This window comes from Clostridioides sp. GD02367 (assembly GCF_045900275.1).
Classification (GTDB): domain Bacteria; phylum Bacillota; class Clostridia; order Peptostreptococcales; family Peptostreptococcaceae; genus Clostridioides; species Clostridioides difficile_A.
This window is the reverse complement of record NZ_JBJODK010000011.1, coordinates 46628-59545: the sequence shown is the minus strand read 5'-3', so window position 1 is coordinate 59545 and position 12918 is coordinate 46628. Positions and strand designations below refer to the sequence as shown.

The following is a 12918-nucleotide window of genomic DNA, read 5'->3' as shown; positions in this document are numbered from 1 at the left end:
ATACCATAAATATTTTTTATAAATTATTTATGGTATAATATTTTTTTTATAAATTATAAAATTTTACGATTGACATTTTATAACCAAATTAAAAGCTATAAAAAGGTTCAATATGAACTATTACTTGAGCATTTTCATTAATCTCTTCTTGGATTTGTTTTTCAATTTTATGTGTTAAATCATGAGATTGCTCTATACTTATAAAGGGGTCTACCATCACATGCATATCAATATAAATAGAACTTTTACTTCCCCTACTTCTGATATTGTGGACATCTCTTACTTCATTAAATTCAAACACAATTTCTCTTATATAATCCTCCTCTACAGCTACCCTATCTACTAAAATTCCAATAGATGGCTTAAATATTCCATAAGCTGAGTAAATTATAAATGCAGAGATTATAATAGGTACTATAGATTCTATTATTACTGGGAATCCTAATTTTACACCAATTAGAGTAACTAATACTCCTAGAGATACAAAAATATCACTTCTTGTATGCAGTGAATCTGAAATCAAGACATAGCTATTCAGTTTAGTTCCAATCCTATATTCATACATACATACAAAAATATTTATAAAAAGTGTAATTACTAAAGCAATTAGACTTTCTATAGTTATAGAAGGTGTAATTGGATTGGATATTCTTGACACTGCACTAAGAATTATCTTAATTGCTATAACAAACAACATTCCACTAATAAATAAGCTAGTTATAATTTCAAATTTTTTATGTCCATAAGGATGATTTTTATCTTTTGGTTTAGACGCAAAGAAAATGCCTATCAGTCCTACTATATTTGATGCTCCATCTGACAGAGAATGGAATCCATCAGCTGTCATACTATAACTCTTGATTTGATTACCAATAATGATTTTTAATAATGCTACTGCAAAATTAGCAAATAAAATTATCCATAATACTTGCTTTACTTTCTTATAATTATCCATAATAATCTACCTCCTCCCTTCGATTTAATCGAAAAAAGACTATGTATCAATATTAATTAACTAGACAATAAAATTATATATAATCACATTTATTATATTTATATTCAAAATTGGTTGTACTTGTTCATTCAATTTGAAACTTAATTCTAAATAAAAAATTCAGTCATTGTTTTGATATACATAAAAATAAGTTATAGACAATATATAAAATATTATCTATAACTTAAGTCTTTGATAGGAACTATTAATTTTTTATACTAAACCTTCTTTAACTAAGAATGAATGAGCAACGTCCTCTGGTGATTTACCAAGCTCATCAACTTGATAGTTAAGTTCTCTCATAGTCTCTTCATTGATTTTACCTGAAAGCATATTCATAACTTTTTCTAACTCAGGATATTTCTTTAAAGTATCTTCTCTTACTAATGGAGCTGCATAATATGGTACAAAGAAGTTTTTGTCATCTTCTAGTATCTTAAGATTGAACTTTTTAATAAGACCATCAGTTAAGAATGCGTCTATAACTTGAGATTCATTATTAGCTAAAGCTGTATATCTTAAACTTCCATTCATTGCTTTTACATCTTTAAACTTTAATCCGTAATCTCTAGCGATTCCTATAAGACCATCTTCTCTATTTTCAAACTCTAAAGTTGGCGAGAAAGTAAAGTCTTTACCATATTTAGTCAAATCAGAAATAGTATTTATTCCATACTTTTCGGCAGTCTCAGGCATCATGGCTAATGTATAAGTATTATTAAATCCAAGAGGGTCAAGTAAAGTTAACTGATTTTCTTTTTCCATAGTATCTTTTACAACCTTATATGCTTCATCAGCATCTTTAATTGGAGTATGTTTCATTACATTTACCAAAAGTGTACCTGTATAATCCACATACATATCTAGTTCACCAGATTTAATTGCATTAAATGCAACAGATGAACCACCTAGATTTAAATTTTTCTTAACATTAAGATTTGTATTTTTTTCTATTAATTCAGCATAAACATTACCAAGTATAAGTTGTTCTGTATAATCTTTAGAACCAATAGTTATTGTATCTTTCTTACCTGAAAAACTTGAACTAAAAACAACAAACAACATTGAAACAACAACTACAACAGATATTACTTTAAGTGCTATATAATTTTTCTTTGGTGCTTTTGGATTTAATCCTTTTGGAGTAACTGCAACTTCAATTTTACTAAATAAATAATCAACTAGTAGTGCAATTATACATGATGGAATTGCTCCTGCTAAAATCATATTATTGTTTACAGTTTGAACACCTGAAAATACTAAATATCCTAGACCACCTGCACCTATAAACGCAGCAAGAGTCATCAAACCAACAGCTGTAACAGCAGAAATTCTAACCCCACCCATTATTATAGGTAGTGCTAAAGGAAATTGTATTTTAAATAATGTCTGATTTCTTGTAAGACCAATACCTTTAGCTGATTCTAATACGACTGGGTCAATACTGGTTATACCTATATACGTATTTTTTACAATTGGTAGTAATGAGTAGACTACTACCATAAATATGGCTGGTTTACTTCCTATCCCAAGTATGGGTACAAGAAGACCCAAAAGTGCCATAGACGGAACTGCTTGGACTAAGTTTACAAATCCAAGTATTATTTTTCTAAGAGATGAGATTCTTGAAATAATTATTCCAAGAGGAACTCCAACTATTATAGCTATCAAAATAGATGTAACAGTTAAACTCATATGTTGTATTAAAAGCTCTATAATCTTATCCTTTTGTAATAGTATAAAGTTAAAAAAATTATCCAAGGACACTCACCTCCATTTCTAGGAATTGTTCACTTAAAACGGAAAGTAAACTACTTCTAGTAATTAGCCCCACAAGTTTATTTTCATCAGAAACAACTGGAATATATCCAACCGAATTACGGTTCATTACATTCAATATCTCAACTAAATTATCTCCTTCATTCACATGTAAAGGCTCTTTTGACATAATATCAGCAAGTAATATTGATTTGTCATTAATATCTTTCATATCCTTTACTGTAACAATCCCTTTTAATGTTTTAGCTCTGTCTATAATTAGTAAACTGTCAACCTTACTTGTTCTCATAATTTCTATCCCTTGAGTTACAGTTCTCGTTGAAGTTACAGCAATAGGATTTTTTATCATAATATCCCTTGCTTTTATATACTCTGGATTATCCCAAACTCTATCTTCTCCAATAAAATCTTTTACAAAATCATTTGCAGGTTTTCTAAGTATATTTTCTGGAGTATCATATTGTGCTATTCTCCCATCCTTCATAATACAAATTTTATCAGCTATCTTTAAAGCCTCATCCATATCATGAGTTACAAATATTATAGTTTTTTTCAATTCATCTTGAAGAGAAAATAATTGCTCTTGTAAAGATGTTCTTGTTATTGGGTCTAAAGCACTAAAAGGCTCATCCATTAATATTATCTCAGCATCAGTTGCGATGGCTCTTGCAACACCAATTCTTTGTTGTTGACCACCACTAAGTTCTGAAGGATACTTATTTAAAAACTCATCACTATCAAGACCTACCATCTCTAGTAGTTGTAATGTTCTTTGCTCAATTTCTTCAATGGACTTTTCCTTTTTTAGGCGTGGAATTAACTCTATATTTTCTTTTATTGTAAGGTGAGGAAATAGGCCTGTGTTCTGTATAACATATCCTATTTTTCTTCTAAGCTCTATTTCATTTTCTTGAGAAATTGGTTTGCCATTAATATATATTTCACCAGATGTAGGTTTTATTAATTTGTTTATAAGCTTCAATGTTGTAGTCTTCCCACAACCACTTGAACCAATTAAAACCACCAATGTACCTGTTTCTACAACTAGAGAAATATCATCTAATATAACATTATTTCCTATCTTTTTGGTTACATTTCTTATTTCTATCATAATCTATCATCCCCTTCATCGACAAGCAACCTCCAGCAATATTATAAGTTGTTTTTATAATTATATCATATTATTCTCTTTATGTAAACAAAGTAGACCTTTTAGGTCAGTTTCTGACTGAAAATTCCTACAAATATAAAGTATTTATATATAGTTATACAATACATAATGTTGAAAAATAAAGTAATAAAAATATTCACAAAATAACACTAGTCTTAATTATATAACATCAAAACTAGTGTTATTTCATTTTTTAAAAAACTATAGTTGGATACTATCCATATACTCAAATAAAGTAATATCTTTGTAGGTTTCTTTTTTATCACTTAAATTCGATATTGTAACTCCCAATAGCCTTATTTGTTTTCTATTCATCTCGACATTTCTTAATAAATTGTCTATGCCACTTCTTATATCACTATATTCATCAATATAATGGTCTAAACTAAGACTTCTAGTTATCTTTGTGAAATCTTCATATTTAATTTTTAATGTAAGTGTCTTTCCAAATTTCTCAGAATTTTTTAATCTATGACATACCTCTTCACAAAGTTCATCAAGAATGTTGCGTGTTTCTTCTTCATCAATATCCAGGTTATGACTTAATGTAGTCTCTGCCCCAACAGATTTTCTAACTCTATTTGGCTCTACAGGTCTATCATCTATTCCTCTTGCGAATTTATACAATTCATAACCTTTTTTCTTAAATATATTTTCAAGTTCAAATAAATTTAAACACCTTAAATCGTATCCTGTTTTTATACCTAAATTTTTAAGGGTATTTGAAGTAACTTTTCCAACACCAAAAAATTTATTTACAGGTAATTTATCTAAAAACTCTTGGGCATTTTTTTCATTTATTACAGTCAGACCATTAGGTTTTTTTAAATCCGACGCAATTTTGGCTAGAAACTTGTTGTATGACACACCAGCTGAAGAAGTAAGACCAACTTCTCGAAATATATCTCTTTTTATTTGCTTTGCTATCTCAATTGATGAGTCAATATTTTTTTTATTTTTTGTTACATCTAAGTAAGCTTCATCTAAAGACAATGGCTCAACTAAATCAGTATATCTATAAAATATATCTCTTATTTGATTTGATACACCCTTGTACACATCAAATCTAGGTCTTACAAAAACTGCATATGGGCACCTATTATAAGCTACAGCTGATGGCATAGCTGAATGTATACCAAATTTTCTAGCTTCATAAGAACAAGTTGCAACTACACCTCTACTTTGTGGATTTCCTCCAACAATAACAGGTCTTCCTTTTAATTTTTTATTATCCCTTTGTTCTATAGATGCATAAAAAGCATCCATGTCTATGTGAATTATTTTTCTATGAAGTTCCATCCTTATCACCTTTTAAAATACAAACAGATTGAGTTTATTTAGATTACCTTTTAATTATACCAAACTTATGTTTCTTTATGCTCTTTTTTTTAATTCTCTTTACATATTGATATTTTCCATATATAAAACATCCTATAATCAACTAATTTAATATAATTTATAAAAAATCCTTAAAAACACTTGCAAAAACTATATAAAAGCTTTACAATAGGTATTCCAAGGAACTAAATTTAAAATTCCTTATGGATAACAGTATATATATTAATTTAAATGGGATGTTTTAAAAACAAAAGACTGCCTTATACAAGGCAGCCTACTGATTTTATTATAATTGTAATGGACTGCTCAAACTATTACTTTAAAACAGCCCATATTTTTTTATATAATTTTAACTATAGTAAAGATTTTGTGATGGATACTCTGGGTCACAAGTTACATCTATGCCAAGTTTTCTAAATGTTTGTTCATCGTCTCTATTTAGTATAGTAGTAGAATGAGCTTGACATCCTTTTAATAATGCCAATTTTTCCATAGCAAATTGTGCAGTTGGATTAGTTACAGCACAAATGCTAAGTGCAGTTAAAACCTCTTGGCAACTAAGAGAAACATTTCTACTAGCTAAAGTTTTTGTTTTTAGATTTATAATAGGTTCTAATATTACAGGTGATATTAAATGCATATCATCAGATATATTAGCTAAGTGTTTAATTGCATTTAATACAGCTGCTGCTGTTCCATTCATTAAGTCAGAACCCTTACCAGTTAATATTGTTCCATCCTCTAACTCTAGCGCTACTACAGGGCAAGTATCATTCTTATCAGCATTTTCTTTTAATTTATTACTGTAATTTCTAGCAGGTAAGACAACTTTTCTATCTTCTGGTTTTAGGTTAAGTTCTTCCATAATCATTTTCATTCTATCATAAGCACCTTTATCAACTTGTCCTTTTTTATATTCACAGGCAGTTTTAAAGTATCTTCTTATTATTTCTTCTATCGAGGCTTTTCTTATTACTTCATCATCTATTATTCCAAATCCAACTCTATTAACACCCATATCAGTTGGAGATTGGTAAATTGATTCTTTTCCAGTTATTTTTTCTATTATTTTCTTAAGCACTGGGAATAATTCTAAATCTCTATTGTAGTTTACTGACATTTCACCATAAGTTTCAAGATGGAATGAGTCTATCATATTTACATCTTTTAAATCAACCGTAGCTGCTTCATAAGCTATATTTAAAGGATGCTTCACAGGTACATTCCAAACTGGGAATGTCTCGAACTTAGAATATCCAACTACATTTCCTCTTTTATTTTCATGGTATAACTGACTTAAACAAGTACCAAGTTTCCCACTATTAGGACCTGGCGCTGTCACTACTACTATTGGTTTTGTAGTTTCTATATACTCATTTGCTCCATACCCCTCATCACTAACTATAGTCTCAACATCTGATGGATATCCTTTTGTTGGATAATGCTTATATACTTTAATTCCTCTACGTTCTAATTTATTTATGAATACAGTTGTAGCAGGTTGTCCTTCAAATCTAGTAATTACTACACTATTTACATCTAACTCATAACCTCTTAAATCATCTATTAATCTTAAAACTTCCATATCATAAGTGATACCAAAGTCTCCTCTTATTTTATTTCTTTCTATATCTCCTGCATATACACAAATTACAACTTCTACTTTTTCTTTCATATGTTGTAATACTTTTATTTTTGCATTTTCATCAAATCCTGGAAGTACTCTTTTTGCATGAAGGTCTCCCATTAATTTTCCTCCAAACTCTAAATAAAGCTTGTCAAAATTATTTACTCTTTCTAAGATATATTTAGACTGCTCTTCTAAATATTTTTTGTGGTCAAATCCTATTTTCATCTTAACACCTCACTAAATTAAATTTCTTATTGATAACAGTATATTTATATATATTTTTTTAGTAAAACATCTTATAAAAAAATGTTAATACTTTTTCACTCAAAGTAATATTATACAATTAAGATTAATTTTTTTCAAGATAGTTTTATAGTAAATTAGATATACTCATATAACTAATAAAATAAGAATATTATATTTTATATATCTAAATATAATATTCTCACCTTATCACTAATTTATTTCAATATTCTCATATATCTTTTACTCCAAGTTCAATACTTTTCTAATATCTTCTATTCCTTGATATACTTCTTGTTTAGAGAAATTCATAGCCTCTAATTCCTCATCAGTTTTTTCCATAAGCATAGTGTAAAATTCTATTGCTATATACTGCATATTTTCAGTATTCACAGTGTTAGCTTTATCGAATAAAATCTCTTCTGCTTCATTCACTTTTCCTTGAAAAACTAGTCGTTTCAAGGTAATAAGTATAACTTCTTCTTCTGTATTATACACTAAATCTTTTTCTTCATATTCACTGTATTTCTTTCCCAATAAAAGTCTTGCAACCATAAGTTTTATCTCATTGAAAATCTTATCTACTATAGCCATTTTTACATCTCCTATAAATAAAGTTTATTTTCTTTTTAATTATAACAGACTTTATATTAAAAATTATTATATGTAAATGAAATAATTCAAAAATAGATTTTAAACATAAAAAAAGAAGGTAGCGGGGGATTTCCGACTACCTTCAAACACTAGATTGTGATTGGTTTGGTATTTTACTTATACCCACCGTACGCTTTGTTAAATCATCTAAATTGATTTTTTTAGCATCCACATCCTCCATCAAAAACGTCACCGCATTCACAAAGTATTAATAATACTATTAAGAAAGGTATCCATGCACATAAGTCCATCTCAGCCCAACAATCTTGGAATGCTAAGAATAAGAAGAATAATATTATTATCCACCAAGCACATCCGCCAAATCCGCCTTCACCAAAAAATCTATCCAACATAATATGTTACCTCCTAGTTATTTTGTATGTGGAGTTTCAGCTCCTAAAATATACTATGTTTAAGGGGTAATATTTGCTAATGATTTTTTTAAATTTTTTCAAAGATTTTCTAAAAAAAATTATTGTCTAACACTCAATGTCTTGCTATCACTATTGATGACTACATCTCCAGCAGAAGTCAAAAATGTTTTTACATTCAGTTTTTCTAATATTTTTAATACATCTTCATCAGGAGCTTTTTTATCTGAACAAGTAATAACAGCATATTCTGGGGTAATAGACTCTAAAAATGCTTCAGTTAATTTGTCATACCTTCCATGATGAGGAATTTTAACAAAATCATATTTTAAGGTATTTTCACTTATAAACTCTGCCAACCTTTTTTCCTCTGCATCTCCTGCAAACAAAAACCTGTGTTCTCCATAATTTATACTAGTCATTATTGAATAATCATTTGAACTTTCATAATCACTTTTTGAAGCTGGTTGTATGCTTATTTTTGCATTATTGATTTCAAGATTCATCTTTTCCTTCAGTACTACTGGTTCTACACCAGCTTGTTTAAGTGAATCTGTATACTCATCATACTGTTTACTGTCTTTCTCATAATTTGCTTGTATCAGATTCTTTACTTTGACACTAGATAGCACACTATCGACTCCACCTATATGGTCCTTATCTAAATGAGTTAAAATCAAATAATCAAGTGTATTTACTCCTTTTTCCTTTAATTTATCAACTATTTGTTCTCCATTTTTATCTTCTCCTGTATCAATCATTACAACTTTATCGCCTATCTCAATTAATATACAGTCTGATTTTCCAGTGCTTAGTATAGTAGTCTTAAATGCAGTATTTTTTGTGTTGCCTTGAATATTATTTTGACTTACACTATTTTTTTCACTCTTTAAATAAGATTCACTTGTTGATTTTATCTTACCATTAGTAGTTATATTTACCACAATCAATAATATTGCAATTACAGACAATGTAGTAACAAAAAACATGATGTCTCTTAATATTATTCTCTTCATCCAAAATCTCCTATAAATTTTATTTATTACATATTTATAGTATAACAATCCTGACTTAGTAAAATACACATATAAACGGGGCAAATTCTAGGCATATTTGTGGCATTAAAAAAACGGGGTTGTCACGCTAGAAAATAGCGCTACGCCCTTTTTTATACAAAAAAGTAAATCCCAAGTTCAAAAGAGCTTGGGATTCTTGTATAATACTTGTATTAAAAAACAAAATACTATACAAATTAATTATGCTACTTATTGTGATAATCATCAATTTAAATTACCACTAAATATGGATTATATGATTCCAAAAGATGATTCTGTAAGGTTATTAAGTCAAATTATTGAGGAGATGAAGTTAGAAAAATTATATAAGACTTATTCTCGAATTAGAGGAAATAAAGTAACCCCTATACAACTTTTGAAATTCGAGAAATATTCTGAAAGTTAAACAGTTGGCAGTATATTCTATTTTTCTATTGAAAATGATATAATATAGCTATTAAGAGGGAGGGGGACAAAATTTTGAAGTTAAAAACCTTTCAACTGATTCTGATTGTTTGTATGATTTTTCTTTCTTTTCCAATAGAACTTGACTCTGCTTCAGATAAGGTTCCAGTTAAAGTCGGATATTATGATGATGGTGATTATATGAGTCGAAATGAAAATGGTGAGTATATAGGGTTTAATTTTGAATATTTGCAGGAAATTAATAAATACACTAACTGGAAATATGAAATAGTAGATTGTAAAAGTTGGGAAAATGCTTTTGAAATGTTAAAATCAGGTGAGATAGATGTTCTTCCTAGTGTCTATTATACAAAAGAGCGTACAAAAGAAATGCTTTTTCCAACACTGCCAATGTGTAATATTTATACAACTTTAAATGTAAGAGTGGACGATACTCGTTATGATTATGAGGATTTTGATTCTTTTCAAGATATGAAAGTAGGTGTTATTAGTAATAGTAAAGATGCTGAAAACTTTAAAAAATATTGTAAAACAAATGATTTTAAAGTTCAAATTGTATCTTATAAAGAAACAAATGATTTGTTAAGAGATTTAGAAAATGGAAACTTAGATGGTGTTGCTATAACACATCTTGGTCGGACTAGTACATTTAAAAGTGTAGCACAATTTTCTCCAGAACCACTTTACACTGTGGTTTCAAACCATAAGCCAAATTTATTATCTCAACTAAATTCTGCTTTGAATACATTGACACTTAGGAATTCTAGTTATGAAACAAAATTATACAATAAGTATTTTTCTATAAGTACTGCTCAGAAGCCAGTATTTACAAAAGATGAGCAAGAATATATACAACAATCTGGTGAAATTTCAGCTGTTTATGATGCTACAAAGATTCCACTAGAATATAGTGATTCCAAAACAGGGGAGTTTTCTGGTGTGGTTGCTGATTTATTCAAGGTAATTACAAATAACACTGGTTTGAAATTTAGATTTGTTTCTGCAAAGAATTATAATGAAGCACTTCAATTATCAAAAGATTCTAGTATATCTGTAGTTTGTGGTATGGAAAACGATTATATCAATAACCAAAAAAACAATATAAGAACAACACAGTATTATTTGCATGCTCCAGTAGTTTTAGTTAGTGGAGAAAATGAAAATGAAAATGAAATTAAAAAAGTGGCAGCTGTAAATGGTTCTTTGATTGGAGAAAATATTACTAAAGATGGGAAACTGGATAGAACCATAGAATATTATAATTCTCCAAAAGAATGTTTTGATGCTGTACTAAAGAATAAAGTTGATGCTGTTTATGTAAATACTTATATTGCAGATTATCTATTATCCAATCCTCGTTATGAAAAATTTTCTGTTTCAACTTTGACAAACTATGCAGAAGAAATAAGTATTGGTATTTCTGATTCTGCAGATTCAAGGTTGTTTTCTATACTAGATAAATGTATTCAATACATGTCAACAGAAGAAATGGACAGAATAATTTTAAAAAATACAATAAATCAATATGATATAACTTGGCAAGATATTATTCATCAGCATCCGATGGCAATTATTGGAGGAATTATTATAATATCAGCTATTATTATTATACTTTTGAGTTTTCTGCTTTTATTAAAGTCAAAAAATAACAAGCGTATCGAGAGTTTGTTATACCGAGATAGTCTTACAGGAATTTGGAATTTAAATAAATTTTCTAAAGAAGCCATTAAGAGTTTAAGAAATGCAGAAGGTGGTTTATATGTGATTGTTTATTTAGATATAAAACAATTCCGAATGATTAATGACACTTTAGGATTTTCAGAAGGAGATGAAATACTTTGTGCATTAGCTAAAGTTTTACAAAACACTGTCTCTTCTGAAGAATCTTGTGCTCGCGTTTCTGCAGACCAATTTGTTATGTTATTAAAATACAATAGTTGGGATTGCTTAAAGGAACGTCTCTTTAAGATTGACACTCAACTAAATGATTGGATAGAAAAAATGAGAAAAACTTACCAACTTATTCTTGTATTTGGCGTATACATAGTAAATGAAGTTGAAAAACATGATATATCTCTCATGCTTGACCTAGCAAATTATGCGAGAAGAAATACAGAAATAACACACAGAAGTTGTATTGTGCTTTATGATATGGCTATGAGAGAGGAAGGATTACACCAAAGAAACTTAACAGATAGGATGCAAATAGCATTAGAACATGGAGAGTTTATTCCATACTTTCAACCAAAGGTAGACATGAATACAAATAGATTGGTAGGAAGTGAAGCACTAGTAAGATGGAATTATCCAGATAAAGGTATAATAAGTCCTGGAGAATTCATTCCTTATTTTGAAAAAAACGGATTTGTGGTAGAAATTGACTTTTATATCTATGAGGAAGTTTGCAAAATGTTAAAGAGATGGATGGATTTAGGATTAAATATTAGTCCAGTATCTTGTAATTTTTCCAGAATTCATTTTAACAATGAAGGCTTCTCAGAAAGATTGATAGAAATAGCAGATTCATATAAAATACCTCATAAATACCTTGAAATAGAAGTCACAGAAAGCATTTTTATTGAAAATCTTAATCAGATTTTGAGTCATTTTAATCAACTAAAAGAATCAGGATTTCCTATTTCTATAGATGATTTTGGTTCTGGATATTCATCTCTTGGTTTATTACAACAATTTTCTATTGATATAATTAAGTTAGACCGTACATTTATACAAACAGGAATGCATGGTAGTCGTGAACAAGCTGTTGTGTGTGGAGTGGTAAATATAGCAAAAGAATTAAATATGAAAGTTATATGTGAAGGGGTAGAAAGTATAGAACAAGTGAGGATACTAAAAGAAATTGGATGTTATTTAGCACAAGGATATTTTTATGCAAAGCCAATGCCACAGGATGATTTTGAGCAATTATTAAAAAATCCTGTACTGGAAATTAAATCAAATGTTTAAGGTGTACATTTATTATAAATAAAGTTTATGTTCTAAGTAAAATTATGCATGATAAATAAAGGTATAAAAATAGCATTTTTTCAGATAATATTTTATTATAAATAATAAATTTAGAATACTTTTTTAGTATATCTATTGGAAGATGACTCTATCTTTGTACCATCAATAAATAGAGTGTTCTTTGAAATCTCTTTATTATTTTCAAGAAAGTTTGTAAACTGAATTATATTATACAAGAATCTCAAGTTCTTTTGAACTTGGGATTTGCTTTTTTGTACAAAAAAGGGCGT

General features: G+C 28.5%; 10 protein-coding genes. 2 read left to right on the top strand and 8 right to left on the bottom strand.

What is annotated here, in order from left to right; translation table 11 throughout:
• Window positions 1–88: 88 nt before the first annotated feature.
• From Q3223_RS14285 to Q3223_RS14250, 8 genes are all read right to left on the bottom strand, one after another.
• Window positions 89–955, bottom strand: coding sequence for a cation diffusion facilitator family transporter (locus Q3223_RS14285; protein ID WP_054269524.1), 867 nt, complete (start codon window positions 953–955; stop codon window positions 89–91).
• 252 nt (window positions 956–1207) lie between these two features.
• On the bottom strand, window positions 1208–2755 hold the full coding sequence (locus tag Q3223_RS14280; RefSeq protein WP_054269523.1) for a glycine betaine ABC transporter substrate-binding protein: 1548 nt from the start codon (window positions 2753–2755) through the stop codon (window positions 1208–1210).
• Entirely contained in the window at window positions 2748–3884 is a 1137-nt protein-coding gene (locus Q3223_RS14275) for an ABC transporter ATP-binding protein (protein ID WP_054269522.1), read from the bottom strand. The genes Q3223_RS14280 and Q3223_RS14275 overlap by 8 nt, the downstream gene beginning before the upstream one ends.
• A gap of 261 nt (window positions 3885–4145) precedes the next feature.
• Window positions 4146–5243 (bottom strand): DNA polymerase IV, encoded by a 1098-nt coding sequence (gene dinB, locus Q3223_RS14270; protein ID WP_054269521.1) that lies wholly within the window; start codon window positions 5241–5243, stop codon window positions 4146–4148.
• A gap of 388 nt (window positions 5244–5631) precedes the next feature.
• On the bottom strand, window positions 5632–7137 hold the full coding sequence (locus tag Q3223_RS14265; protein ID WP_054269520.1) for a DUF1846 domain-containing protein: 1506 nt from the start codon (window positions 7135–7137) through the stop codon (window positions 5632–5634).
• Window positions 7138–7398: 261 nt separating this feature from the next.
• Window positions 7399–7749, bottom strand: a complete 351-nt coding sequence (locus Q3223_RS14260) for a DUF6483 family protein (protein ID WP_021383697.1) — start codon at window positions 7747–7749, stop codon at window positions 7399–7401.
• A gap of 221 nt (window positions 7750–7970) precedes the next feature.
• A complete protein-coding gene (locus Q3223_RS14255) occupies window positions 7971–8162 on the bottom strand; it encodes a hypothetical protein (protein ID WP_021383686.1) in 192 nt (63 codons plus the stop codon).
• Window positions 8163–8281: 119 nt separating this feature from the next.
• Window positions 8282–9196, bottom strand: a complete 915-nt coding sequence (locus Q3223_RS14250) for a ComEC/Rec2 family competence protein (protein WP_054269519.1) — start codon at window positions 9194–9196, stop codon at window positions 8282–8284.
• A gap of 196 nt (window positions 9197–9392) precedes the next feature.
• Between Q3223_RS14250 and Q3223_RS14245 the strand changes: the two genes are divergently transcribed.
• Together Q3223_RS14245 and Q3223_RS14240 are read left to right on the top strand one after the other, a co-directional pair.
• Window positions 9393–9641, top strand: a complete 249-nt coding sequence (locus Q3223_RS14245; protein ID WP_079739679.1) for a hypothetical protein — start codon at window positions 9393–9395, stop codon at window positions 9639–9641.
• 74 nt (window positions 9642–9715) lie between these two features.
• A complete protein-coding gene (locus tag Q3223_RS14240; protein WP_407812115.1) occupies window positions 9716–12628 on the top strand; it encodes an EAL domain-containing protein in 2913 nt (970 codons plus the stop codon).
• Window positions 12629–12918: the final 290 nt, after the last annotated feature.